Genomic DNA, 21878 nt, shown 5'->3' with positions numbered 1-21878 from the left:
ACTACAAAAAAACTGCTTCGCGAACTTTGCGAGAATCTTTGCGCCCTTTGCGGTTAAGGATTCGACACGCACAAGAACCCGTTTTTTGAAGCGCGCAGAATACGCCGAAGTTCTCAGAATTTAGTGGAATGTTTCGCCGGTGAGGAAAAAACAGAACGTGTCATAACCGAAAGATCATACCAGACTTCAACAGACTCAGGCACAGATTTTTAAAACGTACAGAAATTGCTTAAACGCATATAACTTGATGAAATGGTTGGCAGGTGAGGAAAAAACAAAACATATCATTTCTCAGTGCAATTACTCAGCTTTCTACAGGCTCAAGTACTAGCCTTTCACGCGAAGAAAATACCGAAACTCGCAGAGTTTTGCACAATATGGTGCTAGTGAGGAAAACAGAGAACGCGCTATTTCTTAATAAATCGCTAGTCTTCGACAAGCTTAGACTCGGATGTTGTAATCTCCCCTTTAAAACGAACTGTTTAAAAGTTGAAAAATGGTCTTAATATTAAACACTAATTATCAAAAAGAGTTAATTATCAGCAGCGCAAATTTCAAAGATTTTAAAGGAGTTTGACAATGGTAGAACTGTTGAAGTAATTTGCCGCGACTATGGGCTTAGTTCTGCGACCTTCTATAAGTGGCGTTCGAGCTATGCTGGTATGAGTAGTAAGGAACTTAAGTGTCTTAAAGAGTTAGAGGAAGAGAACTATAAGCTCAAACAGATGTACGCTACTTTTGCCTTAGATTATCAAATGGCTAAAGATATCATCAGAAAAAACTATTAATGTTTACCTTGAACGCGTTACAGGAGAAGAACTTGTTCATTAAGGCATCAGCAGAGCGTGTCGTGTTTTAAATATGAGTAAGATTGTTTTCTATAACAATGCTTTACCTAAAAAAGACTCTAAGATTGAGCAAGCACCTCAAAAAAAGGTCGAGCAGCATGCCGAGGAAGGATTCTGGAAGTCTTACAGACGTTTTCATAATGAAGGTAAAGTATGGAATCACAAACGCGGCCATAGAGTGTGCGTGTCTGTAGGTTTGTCCTTGAGGAGAAACGTCCATGGCACCTGCCAGCACGAGTAGAGGAGCCGATAGCAATACCTGATTAATTGAATCATACTCAGAATATCGACTTTGTAACAAATGTCTTAGACAAAAATAAACGCTTAAGAGCCTTGAATATCCTTGATGATTACAATCGTGAATTATAACATTGAAGTAGATTTTTCATTATCTAATAATCGTATTCTGTGGGTTTTAAGTCACTTAATTAATCGCCGAAGTCGACCAGAGCGGATACTCATGGATAATGGCCTTAGAATTATTGCTAAGGTTGCTGACATGAAGTTTTATACAAGGCGTTGAAATTGTTAACATACAAGCAACAAATTCTACTCAAAAATGCTTTTATTGAGTGATTCAACAGTAGTTTTAGGCGTGGCGTATTAGATAAAGATATTTTTGAAAACATCGATCAAGTCGGAAAGCAAATACAGCTGTGAATGCATACTTACAACAACTTTAGCCCACACGATTCGCTTGAAAATTTGTCTCCGATACCTTATTCTGAAAAGCAACGTGTCGCTGCCGCTGGTCTCGCTTTAAAATAAATCAGCTGTAACGAAAAAGCTATAGAGAAAACCAATTCAATTAAACATGGAAAAAAGATTGAATTAAGAGCGGTTCGAGTTAGGGGAAGCCCACAGGAATATCATATGTCTTTTTCAAAGATGGTATAAAGCTCAACAATAGGCAAATTTCCTTGATTTATCTCAATTTTCTAATACACTCGTAAATTCATTAATAACAGCACATTACATCAAAAAAATTATAGGTATTTCGGATTTATTAAATTGGATACTTGTTTCAATCTTTATCTCTTACGAATATATACTTTTTCCACTAAACGTTAGTAACCTATGCCCTAGCCCGGATGGAAGCGGCAGCCCGTACAAAAATACGAGAACGTGAAGCGGTAGGTGTGGGCGACCCAAGAAGCCCAATGCGTACCGACTGAACGACGCGTATTTTTTGCGGACTATAGCGTACAGCCGGAGAAAGCTTAAAAAAAGAAAAAAGATTGGCTTGTGGCTAGTCGGGCTGTTTGCTACCATCCTTAACGCAAAAAAACGTCTCTGAAAATTCGTGTCAAAAAAGAAACCGCTGCCTTTCGAGCAACGGTTTCTTTCAATTCTTTCATTCTTTAACGAATGAGTTTTCTATATTTGATACGCTTGGGCGTCACATCGGCACCTAAACGTTTGCGCTTGTTTTCTTCGTATTCCGTAAAGCCACCTTCGAAAAAGTACACTTCCGAGTTGCCTTCAAAAGCCAATATGTGCGTACAAATTCGGTCTAAAAACCAACGATCGTGACTAATAACCACGGCACAACCCGCAAAGTTCTCTAAACCTTCCTCTAACGCACGTAAGGTATTTACATCCAAATCGTTCGTGGGCTCATCTAAAAGCAAAACATTGCCTTCTTCCTTTAATGTCATGGCCAAGTGCAAACGGTTGCGTTCACCGCCCGAAAGCATCGATACCTTTTTGTTTTGTTCGCTGCCCCCAAAGTTAAAACGACTCAAATACGCACGTGCATTTACTTGACGGCCGCCCATCATAATCAATTCTTGACCACCGCTAAAGTTCTCGTAAATCGATTTATCGACATCAATATTTGAATGCGACTGATCCACGTACGCAATCTTTACCGTTTCGCCAATCGAAAAGCTACCACCATCGGGCGTTTCTTCTCCCATAATCATGCGGAAAATTGTCGACTTACCGGCACCATTCGGACCAATTACGCCTACAATTCCCGCCTGCGGCAAGGTAAAGTTCAAATTATCGTACAACAATTTGTCGCCAAAAGCCTTCGCAACGTTTTTAGCTTCAATTACGTTAGTTCCCAAACGCGGACCGTTCGGGATGTAAATTTCCAGCTTCTCGTCGAGTTGCTTCTGATCTTCATTCAACAACTTATCGTAATTCTGTAAACGTGCTTTCTGCTTTGTCTGACGTCCTTTCGCACCCTGTCTCACCCACTCCAACTCGCGCTCCAAAGTTTTTCTGCGTTTGCTTGCAGTTTTCTCTTCTTGTGCCAAACGAATCGTTTTTTGATCGAGCCAAGACGAGTAGTTTCCTTTCCACGGAATGCCTTCTCCACGGTCGAGTTCCAAAATCCAGCCGGCAACGTTATCCAAAAAGTAACGGTCGTGTGTAACGGCAATAACTGTTCCGGCGTACTGTGCCAAATGCTGCTCTAACCACAACACCGATTCGGCATCGAGGTGGTTGGTGGGCTCATCCAGTAACAAAACGTCGGGTTGTTGCAAAAGTAAACGGCAAAGTGCTACACGACGGCGTTCGCCACCCGAAAGATGCTTTATCGGCGTATCGGCATCAGGCGTGCGCAAAGCATCCATGGCAATTTCTAGTTTGGTATCAATTTCCCAAGCGTTTAAGGCGTCAATTTTATCTTGTAGTGCCGCCTGTCTATCCATTAATTGCTGCATTTTGGTTTCGTTTTCGTAAACCTCAGGCAACATAAAACTGTCGTTAATTTCGTTGTATTCGGCAAGTACAGCCATGGTTTCGGCTACTCCTTCGCGAACAATATCAATAACGGTTTTATCCTCATCAAGTTGCGGTTCTTGTTCCAAATAACCCACGGTATATCCGGGTGCAAAAACTACATCGCCCTGATAATTCTTGTCTACTCCTGCGATAATGCGCAGCAAAGACGATTTACCAGAACCGTTTAAACCGAGAATACCAATTTTAGCTCCGTAGAAAAAGCTGAGATAGATGTTTTTTAAAACTTGTTTGTCGCTGCTGCTGTAGGTCTTCGAGACCTTTTGCATGGAAAAAATAACCTTCTTATCGTCTGACATGTATAGTGTAATTAATTAAACGCGTCCTTTTAAGGAACTAAAAACCCAAGCATTGGCCCAAAAGCCAAGACCAACGGCCGCAAAACCCCATCCGGCAACTTCGTCGTAACGAAAAGCTCCTAAACCAATAAGTAAAATTCCCATCAGAATCATAATAAAGGTAGCCCAACCCAAAACGGTGTTCTTATTCATTCCCATATTTTTTAATTTTAGGCAAATATCTTAATCAAAAGCAGTTTAAACAAATCGCTTTCTTTAGCATTAGCTGCACCCACGCCTTTGCTCTGTAAATCAATATCGCGTAAAGCGGCAATCATACTGCTCACTTTTTTCATCGGATACACGCGGATGCCGTCAAAAAACTCGTCGACAAAATACGGCGAAACACCTAAAGCTTGCGCTGCCGCCGGTTTGCTTTTGTCTTTTAATCCGTGTAAAATCAGTAGCTGACTAAAAAATTTGTGCAATTGCGCTACGATGACCACCAAAGGCATGTCGTTTTTACTTTTGGTAAAATAATCAACAATTTGGAAGGCTTTGGTCGTGTTTTTTTGTGCGATTGCTCTTCGCAATTCAAAAATATTGAAGTCTTTACTTATTCCAACGTACAATTCCACATCTGCAGCAGTAACAGTACTTCCACTCGGAATATTAACCACCAGTTTGTCAATTTCGGTAGCAATACGCGACAAATTATTCCCTAAATTGTCGTTGATCATCGCAACAGCTTTGGGTTCAATTTGCAAACCTTTCGACTTGAGCAATTTCGCAATCCAGGTTTGCACTTGCGCATCCTTGAGCTTCTTGCTTTCGAGCACAACGCCGTGTTTTTGAAAATTCTTGTAGAGCGCTTTACGCTTATCTACATCTTTACCTTTGTAACACAAAACCAGCACAGTTGTTGGCGTGCAATTGGCAACGTACTCTTCCAATTTATCGAGTTTGCCGGTAATGGCTTGGGCTTCTTTAACAATTATTACTTGTCGTTCGGCCATCATCGGATAGCGCTTGGCAGCTCCTACTAAATCGGGAACATTTACATCACGTCCGTACAAAATAGTCTGATTAAAGCCGCGTTCGTCTTCAGATAAAACGTGCTCTTCAATGTATTCGGACACCTTATCAACGTAATACGGTTCCTCACCCATGAGCAAATACAGGGGCTTAATGTCGCCCGATTTGATCGCATCAACAATTTTTAGTGCTTCATCCATTAAAGTCGGAAATTGAATTCGGGCTAATCTTCTCTTTATATTTGCGCCATGCAGCGACTCAATTTTCCACCCGCTCAGTTCAGGTTCAAAAATAGCGAAAATAAGACGCTTATCTTCGACCCTATTCGCAAAAAATTTATCGTATTAACGCCCGAAGAATGGGTCAGACAGCATGTAATTGCTTTGTTGCAAACGCATTATCAAATCCCAACAACTTTAATCAGCGTTGAACGTCAACTGAAAATCAATCAGTTAATAAAACGATTCGATTTAGTTGTCTTCAATAAAAACGGCAGTATTTTTCTGTTAGTCGAATGTAAAGCACCTGAAATACCTATAAAGCAAGACACGTTCGACCAAATTGCACGCTATAATTTGCACGTACAAGCACAACATTTATTCGTGACAAATGGCTTGGAACACTATTTTTGCAAACTCGATTACGAACGCGAACGTTTTGAATTAATTCCCGATTTACCTGCCTTTGGAAGCTAAAGAACTTTTATCGAAAACGGCCGTTGTTGTACTCAATTACAACGGAGCAAAGCTCTTGCGCCAATTCCTGCCTACGCTAATTAGCTGCAGCGATTCGGCGCGTATTTACGTTATCGATAATGCTTCCACCGACGACTCTGTATCGCTATTAGAAACTGAATTCCCTGCTGTAGTTTGTATCAAAAACGCCCAAAACCTAGGCTTTGCCGGTGGTTATAACGAAGGCTTACGCAGCATCGATGCCTCGCTTTTAGTTTTAATTAATTCCGATGTCGAAGTAACTCCAAATTGGTTGCAGCCGTTGGTTCGCGCTTTCGCGGAAGAGGAAAAATTGGCCATTGCGCAACCCAAAATTCGCGATTTCAAAAATAAAGCCGCATTTGAATATGCTGGAGCTGCGGGCGGATTTATCGACAAGTATGGATTTCCGTACTGCCGCGGTCGGTTGTTTGAAACCGTGGAAATCGACGAAAACCAATATTCGGACGAAACGCCGATTTTCTGGGCAACCGGAGCTTGTTTTGCGATACGAAAGAAGGTATTCGACGAACTTGGCGGTTTTGATGCCGACTTCTTTGCACATCAGGAAGAAATAGACCTATGTTGGCGGGCATTCAATCGCGGATTTGAAGCCCGATACCTACCCGATTCGGTTGTGTTTCACGTTGGTGGCGCAACTTTAGCGAGCGGTTCTGCTCGAAAAGTCTTTCTAAATTTCAGAAATTCGCTAGTAATGCTGCTAAAAAACGTTCCGCAAGGCATGTTGTTCGAAGTGTTGTTCTTGCGTTTGGTTTTAGACGGAATTGCCGCAATTCGTTTCTTGACTTCCGGTGAATTTTCGAAGTTCCGCGCAGTAATTGCCGCACATTTTGCCTTCTACGCTAATTGTAACCAAACATTTAAAAAGCGAGCCAAACACTTGCGTTCAGACTACTTTTCTAAAAAATCGATTGTCTATGCATACTTCGTTCAGGGAAAGCGGCGTTATAGCGATGTATCTTAACAATAGTTTAGGTGTTCTTTTCACGTTATTTTTTAACATTTGAGTATATCTTTGCGCAAAATCTAAATTGATGAAGAAGTATATTTTTGTTTTAGCATCGCTTGCCGTATTGAGCACATCATGCGGAACGAAAAAGAAAATCGCTGCATTGGAAGCGAAAAATAAGGAAATTCAGGACCTTTTGAACTCGACTACCGTTAAACTGAACATGTGTATGTCGGAAAAGGATGCCTTGGCTACCCAGGTTGATTTCTTGAAAAAGAACAATTCCGAATTAATTAGCAATATCGGAAACATGACTACGCTTACCGCGAAAGGTGCCGAAAACATTGAGAAAGCGTTAGAAACCATCAAAGAGAAAGATCTTAAAATTACGCGCATGCAGGACGCACTGACTAAAAAAGACAGTGTTACACTTGCCTTAGTTACGAGTTTGAAACGCGAGGTAGGCATTTCTGATCCAGATATCGAAGTGAATGTGGAGAAAGGCGTAGTTTTCATTTCAATTGCCGATAAGTTATTGTTTAAAAGCGGTAGTTACACCGTTACCGATCGAGCCAAAGAAGTACTTACCAAAGTGGCAAAAGTTATAAACAGTAAGCCCGATTTTGAATGCATGGTGGAAGGACATACCGACAGCGTGCCTTTCATTGGCAACGGCGTTTTGCTCGACAACTGGGATTTGAGCGTAAAACGTTCTACGTCTATCATTCGTGTGTTAACTAAAGAATTGGGTGTAAAACCTTCGCAACTCATTGCAGCTGGTCGCGGCGAGTACATTCCGTTGGTTGACAACAGCAATGCAGAAAACAGATCTAAAAACAGAAGAACTCGAGTAGTGATTCTTCCAAAAATCGATCAGTTTTACGACATGATTGAAAAGGAGATGAAGAATCAAAAAAATTAATAAGCAAGCTTAGAGCGTTTAAAAGCTGTCTGTTTAGGCAGCTTTTTTTATTCGGAACATAATAAGACTCGTAAAAAAATCCAGAATGAAATGAGCACCATTTTAAGAAAACATATCGAACGCATCACACCTTTAACGGATAGCGAATTCGACTACGTACTCGCGCATTTTTCGCCCAGATCGTTCAAAAAACAGCAGTATCTGATTCAAGAAGGCGAATTGGTGCAGAACGACTTTTTTGTTCTTAGTGGTTTGGTAAAATCGTATTACACCAATGCCGACGGCAAAGAACATTTAATGCAGTTCGGTATGGAAGATTGGTGGATTACCGATTACCAAGCGTATTTTAATCAGCAGCATGCGCAATTAAACATCGATTGCATTGAAAACACACAAGTTCTTTGCTTATCGCTGCACAATCGTGAAAAACTTTGCGCCGAGTTGCACAAAATGGAGCACTTTTTCAGAAAAAAATCGAATGCAGGATACGTAGCCTTGCAACGGCGAATTTTATCGCTGCTTAACAACAACGCACAGGAACGCTACGAGTCGTTGCTAAAGTTGTATCCCGAGCTTTTCCAGCGCGTCCCGAAAACTTTAATCGCCTCGTATCTGGGCGTATCACGCGAAACCTTAAGTCGTTTTTCCTCAAAAGCAGACTTAAAATAAACAGACGATGAGCTTACCTGTGATTTACATCACAAAAAAGTTGTGATGTAGGTCATTTCTAGCTTCGACGGATGTTCCGAAATTTGTCATGTTGAATATTCAAACAAACATTAATTAATAACTACAATGAAACAGCGGAAATTTATTACGCAGGTTTTATGCTTGGTATTATTGGCGATGAGCGCCGCGGTACCGGCACAAAAATTAAAATCAAAGAAAATGAATAAGAAAATTTTATTTGTGGTAACTAGCCACGACAAATTAGGGGAAACAGGTGAATCAACCGGTTATTACCTTGGCGAAGTTTCGCATCCATGGGCAGTTTTAACAGCAGCGGATTACGAAATTGATTTTGTGAGTCCGCTCGGTGGAAATCCGAAATACTACGGCAATAATCCGGAAGACACAGTAAATCAGCAGTTCTTGGCCAACGAAAAGTATCAAAAGAAAATTCAAAACACTTTGACGCCCGAGCAGGTTCGAGCCGAAGATTACGCAGCGATTTTGTACGCTGGCGGTCATGGTACGATGTGGGATTTTCCCGACAACGCGGCTTTGGCAAAAATTGCACAAGAGATCTATGAAAACAACGGCATTGTTAGCGCGGTTTGCCACGGACCCGCGGGATTGGTTAACATAAAATTGAGCAATGGTAAATATTTGGTTGACGGAAAGAAAATCAATGCTTTTACCAATGAAGAAGAGGCTGCTGTGAAGTTGGAAAACGTGGTTCCGTTTAGTCTGGAGACAAAATTAATTGAACGCGGGGCGAAATTTGAAAAGTCTGGACTTTGGCAAACGCATGTAGCTGTTGATACACGAGTAGTAACGGGACAAAATCCGCAATCGGCACATGCTGTTGGCGAGGCTGTTTTAACCGAGCTTAAAAAGCTGTAAAGAATAGAATAAGGAACAAAAAAGGCAGCAAAATAGCTGCCTTTTTTAATTAGATACACGTTTAAACGACATAATTCGCTGCGTTTTTATAAACAATTCGAGTTCGTTTTGCTCGTCGATGCGGTAGCTGGTAATTTGCCCCAAAAGTTGCATAAATACTTTTTCGCCATCGGAGCCACAGGCCATTTTGGTGCTTTTTACCTTTTTGATGAAAACCGTGAGCGAGAGTCGGTTTGAAAAAATGGGTCCGTTAAAGGTATTGCAACCGTTAAATCCACTAACTGTTTCGTTTTCAATATCAAAGCTTACTGTCGGTCGTTTTGAAGGAAACAGTCCGTCGATCGTATTTTTTTCGTAAACCAAACCAATAAGTTCCCAATTTCCGGCGAGCGACTGTTGCACTTTTTTCACTTGTTCTTGTGTTCCGTAACAGCCCGAAAATAAAAACGAGAATAGGAAAATGATGCTAAATCGATACAGGTATTTCATTTCTTTTTTTGTCAAAGATAAACCATAAAAAAAGCTGTTGCAGCACAGGTAAAATTTTAGCTAAAATACTACGACAGCCTCTTGTAAAATAACCCACGATGCGTGTATTTTCGCGAGGCAAAAAGAAAAACATGAAAATACTTGAAATAGGATCGCGCATTGAGCATCCGGAATACGGAAAAGGTGTAGTTACCAATGTAAGCAGCACCGAATATTGGGTTACTTTTATTGAGAACGGTTTAGAAACCATCCCATTAACCGACACCTTTACCGTAATTGAAGCGGTAGAAAACGAGGTAGATACGATTAGTTTTTACGAAGTAGAGCGCACGGTTCGCGAGATATTGCGCAAATGGGCCGACGTGGGCGAAGTAGTTGCCATTGGCGATAAGTGGAAAGGTGGCAAAATGATCATGCAACCCGGAACGGCTGGCTTGGCTTCTAAAGAAGTGCCGATTGACACATTCTTCCACAAAATTGTTATGTTGCGCGACCGTTTGCGCGTGATGGAACAGAAAATCAATTCGAGCAATTTGGAAGAAATTGAAAAAATTGAATTGCAGCAGTACATCACCCGAATTTACGGAACGTTAACTACTTTTAATGTACTGTTTAAATCGTCGAACCACAATTTTGTTGGCGAAAAGACGAAGTAGAAATATTTTTGATAACGATATTTGCGTTAGCAATTGCAGCGAAAACCCTTTGGTTGTAAAGCGGTTACAAAAGTAGGGCGGAGCGGGCGACCCACAGAAGCCGGCGCCGCACGTACTTTTGACCGTTTTACGAACAAAGGTTGTAGCGAAAAGTGCGACCGGCAATAGCTTGGGCTAGGCATGAGAATTGCCGGGAACGCCCCACCCCAAAATAAAAAAGACCGGACACAAAATGCCGGTCTTTCCCCCAAAAACAATTAAAACAAATTGATTAGCAACACTTTCCGAAGAAAGCTCCCCAGTTACTAATCGTTCGCCCTAACACAAAATTTATATCATCGTTGCGAAACTTCATTTTTTAACCTGATGTCAACCAAATGCGATTGCAGTTCCGGTAAAGCACGACCTGCCAATTTCTGTAAGTCAGACTTCGATGTGCTTGCCGCAAGTTTCTCCGCAATCAAAACCGTTTGCGTATGCGAATCGCGCAGCGTTTTAATAAACGTAGCTTCGAAACTCGACGCACTTACGCGGTACAACTTCTCGATTTGCGCTTTTCCATCGTCCGACAAAGCATTCGGAATCGTTATTCCCTCTGCGGTTGCAGCAGCGTGAATGTCGTCGTTAAGCTTTTGATGCGCTTTCAGCAGCATATCCACTTTCTCACGTAATTCCGTTTTCGCTGAACGACGGTCGGCCAAACGCAACATTTCTAGTTCAACCAAATTAATGGCAGCCCACTCGACCAACAAAGACGCATCGGCCGAAAGCTGTTCCGAATTTTGGAACTTCTCTGCGTTGATTTCCTTTGCCAATACTACCGGATCATCAGTTTTTTTGCAAGAACATAAGATCAAAGAAATACAAAGCCATGAACTCAACAGCACTTTTCTTGGTTGCCCCAAAGATCGGCTCATGTTTTTTCTTTTAACAAAGATGTCTCTTCTATAGTTCATAAACTTTATAAAATTTCATTAGATTTTTACAGGATTTCAAACCTACCCGCTAAAATACTCGTCCGGAAAGTTTAGCAAATACAGTTTTTCTTTAGCTCGAGTAATGGCCGTATACAACCAACGGTAATACGGAATCGACACGCCCTCAGGAAGATACGGTTGTTCTACAAAAACCCGACTCCATTGTCCGCCCTGTGCTTTGTGGCAAGTCATCGCATAACTAAACTTCACTTGCAAGGCGTTAAAATACGCATTCTCTTTCATCTTCTTGTAACGCGTACTCGGACTGTACTCCAAATAATCTTCTTCAACTTGCGATGCAAAATCGCGGAATTCGGCTTGCGTTAGTGCGGGCGACTCACTTTGCAACGTATCGAGCATCACCAAACATTCAAAAGTGTCGGATTGCTGGTAGTCGAGAAACTTCACTTTTACTCTTGCAAATTTTTTGCCATAAAGTTCTTCTTCTTTAAAAATCTCAAGTACCTCAACAATATCACCGTTTGCAATGAAATCTTTACTGGCATCGTCGGCCAACCAATAATAATTGTTTTTAACAACCATGAGTAAATCGCCGGTAGCAATTTCGTGATCGCGCATCAAAATACGGTTCCGAATTTGGTTGTTGTAGGCATTAGCCCGTTTGTTGGAGCGAACAATAACAATCGATTCGTCGATTTCCCGCTCGTTAAATGCACTTTCAAAAGCGTCTTGTATGTCGTACGGATCTTGCAAACGCACAATATCCGGAAATCCGGAAATTTGGAACTGAAACGTACTGAGTTCTTCGCTCTTGATCAGATTCCGAATACCGGTTGCATTCATCAAAATACCCGAATCGGTTGCTTGTCGCATAACTTCGGTCAGCTCCGTAATTCCCACGCCGGCTGCAAAATAAACAGCCAATTTTTCCGGATCCAACGCCGGTGATAAATCGCTGTGAACGGGCGGCAACTGCGCGGTATCGCCAACAAAAAGTACCGCACAATGCTCGGCGCTGTACACAAACGTCAGCAAATCGTCGAGCAAACCGTTGCCAACAGCTTCCGAACCTGCATCCGACAACATCGACGCCTCATCGATGATAAACAAAGCGTGCTGCCATTTGTTTTTCATCAGCGTAAAAGCATACTGCCCGTCGGTTACATTCGGGTAGTAAATACTGCGATGAATGGTGGCGGCATCTTTTCCAGAATAGCCCGACATCACTTTTGCGGCGCGTCCGGTTGGCGCCATGAGCACCACGTCTTTATCAATCGATTCAAAAAACTGAACGATACTCGCAATGAGCGTTGTTTTTCCCGTTCCCGCATAACCTTTAAGCACAAATGCCGACTGTTGCGATTCGCCACTCAAAAATTGAGCAAACGTCTCGAAGAACACCTGTTGCGAAGGCGTTGTTTCGAAAGGAAAAAAGGCTTTAAGCCGCTGCGCTAAAATAGAGCTGTTTTGCATGGGCGAAGGCAATTGAAAAAAATTTGCAAAAGCGATGGTTGATTGCTGTCCAAAAATAGCGGAATATCTCGGGCTGCTGCACGAAAAATCGTAAGTTTGCGCAACTGCTTATTAACCATGACGCAAGGTAACCAACTGAATTTAATTGTAGGATTAAACGGATTTTCATTTTTAGTGGTAAATCCGGAAAATAAAACGTTTCAGGCGCCAACACAGGTCGACTTTGCCGTAGCCGACTACCGAAAAACCACCGAAGAACAGTATTGGGAAGCGTTCCTGAAATATCCAGAGTTAACACGTAACTACGAGAAAGTAACCATCTTTCACAAAAACGCCTACGCCACTTTTGTCCCTAACGAACTCTACGACGAGGGTCAGCCCGAATTATACCTGCAATTTGCGACCAAACTTTTCGAAACCGACTCGTTCGATATCGACGAAATACCCGAACTCGGCGTAAAAAACGTCTTTGTGCCTTACGTACACATCAATAATTTTCTGCTCGACCAATTCGACACCTTCGAATACCACCATTTCGAAACGGCTTTATGCAAGCAATTTCAGAAAATAGCCGCCCAACGAAGCGATAAGTTGGCTTTGGCATACGTGGATAAAAACCTGTTTTCGCTTTATGTGTTTCAAGGAAGTAACTTACTGTTTAACAATACGTTTGAGATACTAAAGCCCGCCGATTTCGTCTATTACTTGCTGTTCACAGCCGAGCAATTAGAACTGGATCCCGAGCAATTTCCGTTGCAACTTTTCGGAGCAATTTCCGAAGATTCGCCCTTTTTCCAATTGGCATACCAGTACATCCGAAACATCGAAGTGGCAACTGTTACAACCAATTCGCACAGCCTTTCGCAACTCGAAGCGCGCATCTTCTTCCCCATCCTAAACGCATGAGAATAGTTTCCGGAATTTATAAAGGTCGGCGTATCCAAGCGCCAAAAAACTTGCCGGTTCGCCCTACGACCGACATGAGTAAAGAAGCGCTATTCAACGTTTTAAATAACCGCTATCACTTCAGTCAATTGCGGGTTTTAGACTTGTTTTCAGGAACCGGTAATATTTCTTACGAATTTGCTTCGCGCGGCAGCCAAGAAATTACGGCTGTCGATGCCGATTTCAACTGCGTAAAATTCATCAAAGCAACCAGCGCAGGATTTGAAATGGATTTAAGCGTAGTAAAATCCGATGTGTACAAATTTTTAGAAGCAAACAAAACGGTGTACGACTTAATTTTTGCCGATCCGCCGTACGATTTCTCCGAAAAACAATTTCTTACGATTGTCGATTTAGTTTTTGAAAAACAGTCGCTGGATTCAGAAGGTTGTTTAATTATCGAACACAGCAAACACACCAAGTTAGATGCGCATCCCAACTTTGTGGAAAAGCGTGCCTACGGAGGTTCTGTCTTTAGTTTTTTCGAAAATCTAGAAGTAGAATAGCTGAAGAAAAATTAAAAAAAGCAGACCTATAAGCCGGATTCTGTCAACTCCCAAACGGAAGCAGCCTTATCATTTATCTGGATTGGCGGTTACCCGACAATTCTAGCTTTCTACCCTTCAGCCTCAGGCGAGAAACCTTTATCGCTTGCGCGAAAGCTGATATACTTGAAATTTCACCGCATAGAGTTTACCTGATTTCACTACAGCTTAACCTGTACATCCTTTCTGTTGCACTTGTCCTTCCCGATTGCTCGAGCGACGGGCGTTACCCGCTATGCTTCTCTGTGGTGTCCGGACTTTCCTCCCCTGCCTAAACAAGAGCGATAAGGCGGTCTGCGGGCGCAAAGATAAGCCTACAAACGCATTTTCCTCGCGATTTCCATCAAGAAATAATGTATTTACTATCTGGGCGTTCCCTGCCGTGCCAAAAGGTTCAAACCGCCTTAAACAATTTTTCGGCAACGGCAGGTCGCGTTTTTGCTGCAACTCCTCGCGCTAATGCCCACAAAAACAAGTCGGTAACCGGCTTCCTTTAGTCGCCCGTTTCCTCCTGTTTTTGTTTGGGCATTCACGCTGCGGGGTTTCCGCGTCAACCGCTAACGCAGGCAATCGTTACCAAAGATCGTACTCGTAAAAAATTGTTTTTCAACACATTATAAACTCAAAAAATGCTTTAACAACACATTAATTCAAATTTAACAATCATGCATCGAATAAAGCTTCTACATTTGCAACAGAATTTAACAACACCGTGAAAAATCAATTTGTACATCTACATCATCTTACTGGCTTACAGGCGAGGTGATATTGATATGTAAATTTTAAACGAAATATCTTTCAAACCCGTCTGAGTATCCGACGGGTTTTTTGTTTTTCCGCACGTTTACTCAGACACATTTTCTAAACCATGAGTAAACTAAAAATTGCGGTCCAAAAAAGCGGCCGACTTACCGAAAAATCGCTAAATCTGCTCGAAGAATGCGGCATTAAAATCTCTAACGGCGCCCGCAAACTCAAAGCCGATGTCGCTAATTTTCCCATCGAAATACTGTTTCTACGCGACGACGACATTCCGCAATACGTCGAACAAGGCGTTGCCGATATCGGAATTCTCGGTCAAAATGAAGTCAGCGAACGCGGCAAAGACGCACAAGTAATCGAAAATTTGGGCTTTGCCGCCTGCCGCATGTCGCTCGCCATTCCAAAAGACGAATCCTACAACGGCATTTCGTACTTCGAAGGCAAGCGCATCGCTACAAGTTATCCCAAAATCTTAACCGAATTCTTCCTTGAAAACGACATTACAGCAACCATCGAAGAAATTAGCGGCAGCGTAGAAATTGCACCAGGAATCGGACTCGCCGAAGCCATATTCGATATCGTGAGCACCGGCAGCACCTTGCTAATGAACGGTTTAAAAGAAGTAGAAGTTGTTGCTAAAAGTCAGGCTGTAATGATTGCCAACAAAACACTTTCCGAGGAAAAGCAACAGATTTTAGATCAGCTGTTGTTTCGCATTCGTGCCGTTCGCAGCGCAAAAGAAAACAAATACATCCTGCTCAATGCACCAAACGAAGCTTTAGATGCCATTTGCAAAATCCTGCCCGGCATGAAGTCGCCAACAATATTGCCCTTAGCCGAACGTGGCTGGAGCAGTTTACACGCGGTAGTTCGCGAATCCGAGTTTTGGGAAATCATCGATCAACTTAAAAATCTCGGTGCACAAGGCATTTTGGTAATTCCAATCGAAAAAATGGTTCTTTAAAAATCTGCTATGATACAACTTGTAAATCCTCCGAAAAATACGTGGGCCGAACTCAGCAAACGCCCTACCCTGCCCACAGAAAATCTCGATGCCAACGTACGTGCCATTCTTACCGACGTGCAAAAACGCGGCGACGCTGCTGTACTCGAATACACGGAAAAGTTCGACCAAGCGAAACTTACGACATTAGCCGTTTCTCAAGCAGAAATCGATGCTTCAGAGTTTGAAATCGATATTGAACTGCGCACGGCTATTGAAGTTGCGAAAAATGCCATTTACAAATTTCACGAATCGCAACGCGAAGTTCCCGAAATGGTCGAAACAACTCCGGGCGTGCGTTGTTGGCGCGAAAGCCGACCGATACAGCGTGTGGGAATCTACATTCCCGGCGGAACGGCTCCCTTATTTTCAACGGTTTTAATGTTAGGAATTCCCGCGCAATTGGCAGGCTGTTCCGAGGTAGTTTTGTGTACGCCGCCAAACGCCGAAGGTAAAATTCATCCCGCAATACGGTATGCAGCAAAACGTATCGGTATCAAACAAATCTTTGCTGTGGGCGGAGTACAAGCCATTGCGGCACTTACGTTCGGTACAGAAAGTATACCCGCAGTCTTGAAAATTTTCGGACCCGGAAACCAGTACGTTACGGCAGCCAAACAACTGGCATTGCAATACGGAGTTGCTATCGATATGCCAGCCGGACCCAGCGAAGTTTTGGTCATAGCCGACAAACACGCCAATCCGGAATTTATTGCTGCCGATTTACTGTCGCAAGCCGAACACGGTGCCGATAGTCAAGTGGTGTTACTCTCCGACAGCGCCAAAATCATCGAACAGGCAATAAATCAAGTTAAGAAACAGCTCGAATTAGTACCGCGAGCATCGTTAGCTGCTGCTGCATTGGCAAACAGTAAGGCAATCCGATTTGAAAATTTAGTTGACTGCTTTGCCTTTAGCAACGCGTTTGCACCTGAACATCTAATTCTTGCTTTAGAAAATGCCGCCGAATACCGCAGTTTAGTTCAAAATGCCGGTTCGGTTTTTCTTGGAAAATACAGTTGTGAAAGTGCCGGAGATTACGCCAGCGGCACCAATCACACCTTGCCTACCAACGGCTATGCACGTCAGTACAGCGGCGTCTCGCTCGACAGCTTTATCAAGAAAATTACCTTTCAGGAAATCGATGTGCAAGGAATACAAAATCTGGGACCAAGCATCGAAATCTTGGCCGCCGCCGAAGGCTTGCAAGCACACAAAAATGCCGTAACGCTCCGCCTTCAACAAATAAAAAAATTGAATTCATGAACAGCATACAACAATTAGCAAACCCACACTTGCTAAACTTACAACCATACAGCAGCGCACGATCTGAATTTTCGGGCACAGCAAAAGTGTTTTTAGATGCAAACGAAAATTCGTTTGGTACCCTAAATCGCTATCCCGATCCGTTGCAAACAGCACTAAAAGCAAAACTTTCTGAACTTAAAAAAACGGCGCAAGAGCAAATTTTCATCGGAAACGGCAGCGACGAAATCATTGATTTAACGATCCGACTGTTTTGCGCAACGGGAGCCGATACCATTACGATCTGTCCGCCCACCTACGGCATGTACGAGGTTTCGGCTGCCATCAATAACATCCGAGTAAATCGAATTCCGTTAACCGCTGAATTTGAATTAGATGTGTCGAAAATTCTGGAACAACAATCCAAAATATTGTTTTTATGCTCACCGAATAATCCCACGGGCAATACATTAAAAAATATCGAAGAAATCGTTCGCTCATATCTAGGAATTGTATTCATCGACGAAGCGTATATCGAATTTAGTACCAACGAATCGTGGATTTCAAAACTAAATCAGTTTCCTAATGTAATTGTTTCGCAAACCTTCAGTAAAGCCTACGGACTTGCAGCAGCGCGCATCGGAGTGGCGTATGCTTCGACAGAAATAATCGATTTACTCAATAAAATAAAACCGCCCTACAACTGTAGCTCGCTAAATGTTGCAGCTGCTCTGGAAGCACTTTCCGACAACGAAAAAGTGATGCAGCAAATCGCTGAAATCGTATCCGAACGCAAACGCCTGGAAAACGAGCTTGTTGCGGTGCCCGTAATTGAAAAAGTCTTTACATCCGACGCCAACTTCCTCTTCCTAAAAACAACCAACGCAACGGCTATTTACAATCAACTGATTAGCCGCGGAATCGTAGTTCGTAACCGACACAACATAGTAGAAAATTGCTTGCGAATTACAGTAGGTACAAAACAGGAAAACGATTTGTTAATCAACATCTTAAAAAGCATCCAAGCATGAAAAAAGTACTCTTCATCGACCGCGACGGCACGTTAATTATAGAACCAAAAACCGATTTTCAGGTGGACAGTTTGGAAAAACTCGAATTCTATCCGTATGTGTTTCAATACTTGGGAAAAATCGCTAAAGAACTGGATTACGACTTGGTAATGGTTACCAACCAAGACGGTTTAGGTACGGCTTCCTTTCCTGAGTCTACCTTTTGGCCAGCACACAACAAAATGCTCCAAGCGTTTGAAAATGAAGGCATTCTTTTTAAAGAAGTTTTGATTGATACGTCGTTTGAGAACGAAAATCTACCGACTCGAAAACCGGGAACTGCATTGTTAACACATTACATCAAAGGTAATTACGACTTAGCGAATTCGTTTGTCATTGGCGATCGGGAAACCGACGTGCAGTTGGCAAAAAATCTGGGTTGCAAGTCGATTTTCCTCGGCGAAACAGCAACAAACGCCGATCTCGCCACAACAGCATGGGCAACAATCTATCAGTACTTAAAATCGCAACCACGAACCGCAACAGTTACACGAAAAACCAAAGAAACAGACATTGCTATTACACTAAACTTAGACGGCTCCGGAAAAGCGAACATAAATACTGGTCTTGGTTTTTTCGATCACTTGCTGGAGCAAATCGCTAAACACGGAAGTTTCGACTTAGCTATTTCCGTACGCGGCGATCTGCATATCGACGAACACCATACTATTGAAGACGTGGCCTTGACATTAGGACAAGCTTTTTTCGAAGCGCTAGGCAGTAAAATCGGCATCGAGCGTTACGGTTTTGTCTTACCTATGGACGATTGCTTGGCGCAGCTAGCCCTTGATTTCGGCGGACGTCCGTGGTTGGTTTGGAAGGCTAAATTCAAAAGAGAGAAAGTGGGCGATGTGCCAACAGAAATGTTTGAACACTTTTTTAAATCATTTTCCGACCAGGCGAAATGCAACATCAACATCAAAGCCAAAGGAAAAAATGAGCACCATAAAATCGAATCGCTCTTCAAAGCTTTTGGAAAATGCCTCAAAATGGCAGCAACAAAAAACAATCAATTTTCAATACCAAGTACAAAAGGAACCTTATGATCGCAATAATTCAATACAACGCTGGCAACGCTACTTCGGTGAAAAACACCGTGGAAAGCTTGGGATTTGATTGTGAAATCACCTCAGATCAACAGAAAATCCGAGCCGCCGAAAAAGTCATTTTTCCCGGTGTAGGTGCTGCACAATCGGCCAAGCTGTATCTAAAAACATACGGATTAGATAACTGCATTCAAAAACTTCAACAACCGGTTTTAGGAATTTGCCTAGGACAGCAACTGCTGTGTGCGCATTCTGAGGAAGGAAATACAACTGGACTAGGAATTTTCAATGCAAAAGTAAAGCGCTTCCCGGCAAACGGTATCGTTCCACACATGGGTTGGAATACGATTACTCCAGTAAAGGAAACCGCTCTTTTAGAAGGAATTACTGCCTACGACGACGTTTACTTCGTGCATTCTTACTATTGCGAACCCACTTCAGAAACTGTCGCTACCTGCGATTACATCTTGCCGTTCAGCGCGGTTATGCAAAAAGACAACTTCTATGCCACACAATTTCACCCAGAAAAATCGGCAGGAATCGGACTCCAAATATTAAATAACTTCTTGAAATTATGAGAATTATACCTGCCATAGATATCATCGAAGGAAAATGCGTTCGATTAACAAAAGGCGATTATTCCACACAAAAAATATATCGAGAAAACCCTTTAGAAGTAGCCAAAGAATTTGAAGCCAACGGCATTGAATACTTGCATTTAGTGGATTTAGACGGTGCAAAATCAAACGGAATTGTCAACTATAAAACCTTAGAATTACTGGCTACGAAAACGCAACTAAAAATAGATTTTGGCGGCGGCATTAAATCAACAACCGATGTAGAAATTGCATTTTCGAGCGGCGCGGCACAAATTACGGCAGGAAGCATTGCCGTTAAAAAGCCGGAACTATTTGCCTCGTGGTTGGATCGATACGGTAGTTCAAAAATCATTCTTGGCGCCGATGCCCAAAATCGGAAAATTGCGGTTCAAGGATGGCTAGAAAAATCGGATGAAGATGTTGTGTCTTTCATCAAAACCCATTTCGAAAAAGGAATTCAATATGTGGTTTGTACCGATATTGAAAAAGACGGCATGTTAGCAGGACCGTCGTTCAATCTATATCACGAAATACTGAAATCGGTTCCTGTAAAACTCGTGGCAAGCGGAGGCGTAAGCTCGCTAAACGATTTGCAACAACTCAAAACATTGGGTTGCGATGCAGCTATTATCGGTAAAGCCTTGTACGAGAATAAAATAACCTTAACTGAACTGGCTGCCTTATGTTAAAAAAACGAATCATTCCGTGTTTAGACATAAAAGACGGTCGAACTGTAAAAGGCGTACAATTTCAGAACATCAAAGACGCCGGCGATCCGCTAGAATTGGCCAAGCGGTACTCCGACGAAGGCGCCGACGAACTCGTATTTCTCGACATTACCGCTACATTGGAAAAGCGACAAACCTTGGTGAAACTCGTTGAGCAAATGGCATCGAAAATTCGTATTCCCTTTACTGTAGGCGGCGGAATCAATTCTCTAGCCGATGCCGAAGCGGTTATTCGCGCGGGGGCTGATAAAATAAGTCTGAATTCTGCAGCAGTAAAACGACCCGAATTAATCACGGAAATCGCCGAAGCTTTTGGGAGTCAATGCGTTGTTGTTGCTATCGACACCAAACTCGTAGAAGACCAATGGAAAGTCTTTGTAAACGCAGGCAAAACCGAAACGCCACTCAACACGGTCGATTGGGCGAAACGAGCATTTAATCTAGGTGCGGGCGAGCTTTTACTCACATCTATGAATCACGACGGTTCGCGAAACGGCTTTGCGCTGCCGATTCTAAAAGACGTTGCGGCTACTGTGAACATTCCAGTAATTGCTTCAGGAGGTGCTGGAACACGTGAACATTTCGCCGAGGTTTTCGAGCAAACGTCGGTCTCGGCAGCCTTAGCAGCGGGTATCTTCCACGAAAGTGTAGTAAACATTTCTGAAGTAAAATCGTATTTAAAAACACTAAACATTCCTATTCGATGAAAATAGATTTCGATAAAGAAAACGGACTCGTTCCAGCTATCATCCAAAACTACCAAAATGGCAGCGTTTTGATGCTTGGTTATATGAATCGTGAAGCCTACGAAAAAACCTGCGAAACAAAGAAAGTGACGTTTTTCAGCCGATCTAAACAGCGTTTGTGGACCAAAGGAGAAACCTCGGGTAACTATTTAAATGTGGTTTCCATTTCCGAAGATTGCGACAACGATGCACTATTGATACTCGTAAATCCAGAAGGGCCAACGTGCCACACAGGAACGGAGTCGTGTTTTAAAAAGAGTTTCCAAAATTCGTTTTTATACGACTTAGAAGCTATAATTTCCGATCGAATTACGGGTAGCGATCCGAATTCTTACACTAAGAAACTCGTGGAAAGAGGCATCAATAAAGTTGCTCAAAAAGTAGGCGAAGAAGCTGTGGAATTGGTTATTGAAGCCAAAGACACCAATACCGACTTGTTCCTAAACGAAGCAGCTGATTTGTTGTATCACATTCTGATTTTGCTTCGCGCGAAAGGAACATCGTTAGCAGCTGTGGAAGAAGTATTGCGGAGTCGCTCGCGTTAAAA

22 protein-coding genes, 1 other RNA gene and 1 pseudogene are annotated in these 21878 nt (G+C 42.5%); 17 read left to right on the top strand and 7 right to left on the bottom strand.

Annotated elements, in window-relative coordinates; all coding sequences use genetic code 11:
• Nucleotides 1-551: 551 nt before the first annotated feature.
• Nucleotides 552-1616: pseudogene (locus CHX27_RS15925) on the top strand (integrase core domain-containing protein).
• Between the two features lie 593 nt (nucleotides 1617-2209).
• On the opposite strand, the gene ettA reads toward CHX27_RS15925, so the two are convergent.
• Genes ettA through holA form a run of 3 tightly spaced genes read right to left on the bottom strand, consistent with a single transcriptional unit; the run spans nucleotide 2210 to nucleotide 5115 of the window.
• Complete coding sequence (ettA, locus tag CHX27_RS07140; RefSeq protein ID WP_094486077.1) at nucleotides 2210-3901, bottom strand: energy-dependent translational throttle protein EttA; 1692 nt, start codon at nucleotides 3899-3901, stop codon at nucleotides 2210-2212.
• 15 nt (nucleotides 3902-3916) lie between these two features.
• Nucleotides 3917-4099, bottom strand: a complete 183-nt coding sequence (locus CHX27_RS07135; RefSeq protein ID WP_094486076.1) for a CAL67264 family membrane protein — start codon at nucleotides 4097-4099, stop codon at nucleotides 3917-3919.
• An 11-nt stretch (nucleotides 4100-4110) separates the two neighbouring features.
• Nucleotides 4111-5115, bottom strand: a complete 1005-nt coding sequence (gene holA / locus CHX27_RS07130; protein ID WP_094486075.1) for a DNA polymerase III subunit delta — start codon at nucleotides 5113-5115, stop codon at nucleotides 4111-4113.
• Nucleotides 5116-5163: 48 nt separating this feature from the next.
• Here holA and CHX27_RS07125 point away from each other — a divergent pair, with 48 nt between their 5' ends.
• From CHX27_RS07125 to CHX27_RS07105, 5 genes are all read left to right on the top strand, one after another.
• Nucleotides 5164-5610 (top strand): type I restriction enzyme HsdR N-terminal domain-containing protein, encoded by a 447-nt coding sequence (locus tag CHX27_RS07125; RefSeq protein ID WP_094486074.1) that lies wholly within the window; start codon nucleotides 5164-5166, stop codon nucleotides 5608-5610.
• A complete protein-coding gene (locus CHX27_RS07120; RefSeq protein WP_094486073.1) occupies nucleotides 5600-6613 on the top strand; it encodes a glycosyltransferase family 2 protein in 1014 nt (337 codons plus the stop codon). Before CHX27_RS07125 ends, CHX27_RS07120 begins: the two co-directional genes overlap by 11 nt.
• Before the next feature lie 70 nt (nucleotides 6614-6683).
• The gene (locus CHX27_RS07115; protein ID WP_094486072.1) at nucleotides 6684-7520 is read left to right on the top strand and encodes an OmpA/MotB family protein; all 837 of its coding nucleotides are present in this window, start codon (nucleotides 6684-6686) and stop codon (nucleotides 7518-7520) included.
• A gap of 90 nt (nucleotides 7521-7610) precedes the next feature.
• The gene (locus tag CHX27_RS07110; protein WP_094486071.1) at nucleotides 7611-8189 is read left to right on the top strand and encodes a Crp/Fnr family transcriptional regulator; all 579 of its coding nucleotides are present in this window, start codon (nucleotides 7611-7613) and stop codon (nucleotides 8187-8189) included.
• Nucleotides 8190-8408: 219 nt separating this feature from the next.
• On the top strand, nucleotides 8409-9086 hold the full coding sequence (locus CHX27_RS07105; RefSeq protein WP_094486080.1) for a type 1 glutamine amidotransferase domain-containing protein: 678 nt from the start codon (nucleotides 8409-8411) through the stop codon (nucleotides 9084-9086).
• A gap of 45 nt (nucleotides 9087-9131) precedes the next feature.
• On the opposite strand, the gene CHX27_RS07100 is transcribed toward CHX27_RS07105, so the two are convergent.
• Nucleotides 9132-9575: an META domain-containing protein gene (locus tag CHX27_RS07100; RefSeq protein ID WP_094486070.1), complete on the bottom strand. Its 444-nt coding sequence runs from the start codon at nucleotides 9573-9575 to the stop codon at nucleotides 9132-9134.
• A 131-nt stretch (nucleotides 9576-9706) separates the two neighbouring features.
• Here CHX27_RS07100 and CHX27_RS07095 point away from each other — a divergent pair, with 131 nt between their 5' ends.
• Nucleotides 9707-10231, top strand: coding sequence for a hypothetical protein (locus tag CHX27_RS07095; protein WP_094486069.1), 525 nt, complete (start codon nucleotides 9707-9709; stop codon nucleotides 10229-10231).
• Between the two features lie 335 nt (nucleotides 10232-10566).
• On the opposite strand, the gene CHX27_RS07090 is transcribed toward CHX27_RS07095, so the two are convergent.
• Together CHX27_RS07090 and CHX27_RS07085 are read right to left on the bottom strand one after the other, a co-directional pair.
• Nucleotides 10567-11187: a DUF4142 domain-containing protein gene (locus CHX27_RS07090; protein ID WP_094486068.1), complete on the bottom strand. Its 621-nt coding sequence runs from the start codon at nucleotides 11185-11187 to the stop codon at nucleotides 10567-10569.
• Nucleotides 11188-11229: 42 nt separating this feature from the next.
• Nucleotides 11230-12642: an ATP-dependent DNA helicase gene (locus CHX27_RS07085; protein ID WP_094486067.1), complete on the bottom strand. Its 1413-nt coding sequence runs from the start codon at nucleotides 12640-12642 to the stop codon at nucleotides 11230-11232.
• A 96-nt stretch (nucleotides 12643-12738) separates the two neighbouring features.
• Here CHX27_RS07085 and CHX27_RS07080 point away from each other — a divergent pair, with 96 nt between their 5' ends.
• Nucleotides 12739-13548 carry a DUF3822 family protein gene (locus tag CHX27_RS07080; RefSeq protein ID WP_207758944.1) on the top strand — a complete coding sequence of 270 codons (810 nt, stop codon included), beginning with the start codon at nucleotides 12739-12741 and terminating at the stop codon, nucleotides 13546-13548.
• Nucleotides 13545-14093 (top strand): 16S rRNA (guanine(966)-N(2))-methyltransferase RsmD, encoded by a 549-nt coding sequence (gene rsmD / locus CHX27_RS07075; protein WP_094486065.1) that lies wholly within the window; start codon nucleotides 13545-13547, stop codon nucleotides 14091-14093. The genes CHX27_RS07080 and rsmD overlap by 4 nt, the downstream gene beginning before the upstream one ends.
• Before the next feature lie 13 nt (nucleotides 14094-14106).
• Here rsmD and rnpB read toward each other — a convergent pair.
• Nucleotides 14107-14433, bottom strand: an RNA gene (gene rnpB / locus CHX27_RS07070) — RNase P RNA component class A.
• A 567-nt stretch (nucleotides 14434-15000) separates the two neighbouring features.
• On the opposite strand from rnpB, the gene hisG reads away from it, so the two are divergent.
• From hisG to hisIE, 8 genes are read left to right on the top strand one after another with little or no spacing between them, the layout of a single operon-like run.
• Nucleotides 15001-15858 carry an ATP phosphoribosyltransferase gene (gene hisG / locus CHX27_RS07065; RefSeq protein ID WP_094486064.1) on the top strand — a complete coding sequence of 286 codons (858 nt, stop codon included), beginning with the start codon at nucleotides 15001-15003 and terminating at the stop codon, nucleotides 15856-15858.
• Between the two features lie 9 nt (nucleotides 15859-15867).
• Nucleotides 15868-17163: a histidinol dehydrogenase gene (gene hisD, locus CHX27_RS07060; protein WP_094486063.1), complete on the top strand. Its 1296-nt coding sequence runs from the start codon at nucleotides 15868-15870 to the stop codon at nucleotides 17161-17163.
• A complete protein-coding gene (gene hisC, locus CHX27_RS07055; protein WP_094486062.1) occupies nucleotides 17160-18173 on the top strand; it encodes a histidinol-phosphate transaminase in 1014 nt (337 codons plus the stop codon). The genes hisD and hisC overlap by 4 nt, the downstream gene beginning before the upstream one ends.
• A complete protein-coding gene (hisB, locus tag CHX27_RS07050; RefSeq protein ID WP_094486061.1) occupies nucleotides 18170-19258 on the top strand; it encodes a bifunctional histidinol-phosphatase/imidazoleglycerol-phosphate dehydratase HisB in 1089 nt (362 codons plus the stop codon). Before hisC ends, hisB begins: the two co-directional genes overlap by 4 nt.
• Complete coding sequence (gene hisH, locus CHX27_RS07045) at nucleotides 19255-19836, top strand: imidazole glycerol phosphate synthase subunit HisH (protein WP_094486060.1); 582 nt, start codon at nucleotides 19255-19257, stop codon at nucleotides 19834-19836. Before hisB ends, hisH begins: the two co-directional genes overlap by 4 nt.
• The gene (hisA, locus tag CHX27_RS07040) at nucleotides 19833-20546 is read left to right on the top strand and encodes a 1-(5-phosphoribosyl)-5-[(5-phosphoribosylamino)methylideneamino]imidazole-4-carboxamide isomerase (protein WP_094486059.1); all 714 of its coding nucleotides are present in this window, start codon (nucleotides 19833-19835) and stop codon (nucleotides 20544-20546) included. The genes hisH and hisA overlap by 4 nt, the downstream gene beginning before the upstream one ends.
• Nucleotides 20540-21292, top strand: coding sequence for an imidazole glycerol phosphate synthase subunit HisF (gene hisF, locus CHX27_RS07035; protein ID WP_094486058.1), 753 nt, complete (start codon nucleotides 20540-20542; stop codon nucleotides 21290-21292). Before hisA ends, hisF begins: the two co-directional genes overlap by 7 nt.
• Nucleotides 21289-21876 carry a bifunctional phosphoribosyl-AMP cyclohydrolase/phosphoribosyl-ATP diphosphatase HisIE gene (hisIE, locus tag CHX27_RS07030; RefSeq protein WP_094486057.1) on the top strand — a complete coding sequence of 196 codons (588 nt, stop codon included), beginning with the start codon at nucleotides 21289-21291 and terminating at the stop codon, nucleotides 21874-21876. Before hisF ends, hisIE begins: the two co-directional genes overlap by 4 nt.
• Nucleotides 21877-21878 lie beyond the last annotated feature (2 nt).

Source organism: Flavobacterium aurantiibacter (assembly GCF_002251775.1).
In the GTDB taxonomy this organism is placed as follows: domain Bacteria; phylum Bacteroidota; class Bacteroidia; order Flavobacteriales; family Flavobacteriaceae; genus Flavobacterium; species Flavobacterium aurantiibacter.
Note: the sequence above shows the minus strand (reverse complement) of the source record. Positions and strands in the feature narration are given on the sequence as shown.

What these genes read in the sequence shown, in the direction of transcription:
- hisH (WP_094486060.1), top strand. Translation starts at nt 19,255, where the DNA reads ATGATCGCAATAATTCAATACAACGCTGGCAACGCTACTTCGGTGAAA.
- hisD (WP_094486063.1), top strand. Translation starts at nt 15,868, where the DNA reads ATGATACAACTTGTAAATCCTCCGAAAAATACGTGGGCCGAACTCAGC.
- ettA (WP_094486077.1), bottom strand. Translation starts at nt 3,901, where the DNA reads ATGTCAGACGATAAGAAGGTTATTTTTTCCATGCAAAAGGTCTCGAAG.
- holA (WP_094486075.1), bottom strand. Translation starts at nt 5,115, where the DNA reads ATGGATGAAGCACTAAAAATTGTTGATGCGATCAAATCGGGCGACATT.
- CHX27_RS07135 (WP_094486076.1), bottom strand. Translation starts at nt 4,099, where the DNA reads ATGGGAATGAATAAGAACACCGTTTTGGGTTGGGCTACCTTTATTATG.
- CHX27_RS07085 (WP_094486067.1), bottom strand. Translation starts at nt 12,642, where the DNA reads ATGCAAAACAGCTCTATTTTAGCGCAGCGGCTTAAAGCCTTTTTTCCT.
- CHX27_RS07110 (WP_094486071.1), top strand. Translation starts at nt 7,611, where the DNA reads ATGAGCACCATTTTAAGAAAACATATCGAACGCATCACACCTTTAACG.
- hisB (WP_094486061.1), top strand. Translation starts at nt 18,170, where the DNA reads ATGAAAAAAGTACTCTTCATCGACCGCGACGGCACGTTAATTATAGAA.
- hisC (WP_094486062.1), top strand. Translation starts at nt 17,160, where the DNA reads ATGAACAGCATACAACAATTAGCAAACCCACACTTGCTAAACTTACAA.
- CHX27_RS07115 (WP_094486072.1), top strand. Translation starts at nt 6,684, where the DNA reads ATGAAGAAGTATATTTTTGTTTTAGCATCGCTTGCCGTATTGAGCACA.
- CHX27_RS07100 (WP_094486070.1), bottom strand. Translation starts at nt 9,575, where the DNA reads ATGAAATACCTGTATCGATTTAGCATCATTTTCCTATTCTCGTTTTTA.
- hisIE (WP_094486057.1), top strand. Translation starts at nt 21,289, where the DNA reads ATGAAAATAGATTTCGATAAAGAAAACGGACTCGTTCCAGCTATCATC.
- CHX27_RS07090 (WP_094486068.1), bottom strand. Translation starts at nt 11,187, where the DNA reads ATGAACTATAGAAGAGACATCTTTGTTAAAAGAAAAAACATGAGCCGA.
- hisA (WP_094486059.1), top strand. Translation starts at nt 19,833, where the DNA reads ATGAGAATTATACCTGCCATAGATATCATCGAAGGAAAATGCGTTCGA.
- CHX27_RS07105 (WP_094486080.1), top strand. Translation starts at nt 8,409, where the DNA reads ATGAATAAGAAAATTTTATTTGTGGTAACTAGCCACGACAAATTAGGG.
- CHX27_RS07125 (WP_094486074.1), top strand. Translation starts at nt 5,164, where the DNA reads ATGCAGCGACTCAATTTTCCACCCGCTCAGTTCAGGTTCAAAAATAGC.
- hisF (WP_094486058.1), top strand. Translation starts at nt 20,540, where the DNA reads ATGTTAAAAAAACGAATCATTCCGTGTTTAGACATAAAAGACGGTCGA.
- CHX27_RS07095 (WP_094486069.1), top strand. Translation starts at nt 9,707, where the DNA reads ATGAAAATACTTGAAATAGGATCGCGCATTGAGCATCCGGAATACGGA.
- hisG (WP_094486064.1), top strand. Translation starts at nt 15,001, where the DNA reads ATGAGTAAACTAAAAATTGCGGTCCAAAAAAGCGGCCGACTTACCGAA.
- rsmD (WP_094486065.1), top strand. Translation starts at nt 13,545, where the DNA reads ATGAGAATAGTTTCCGGAATTTATAAAGGTCGGCGTATCCAAGCGCCA.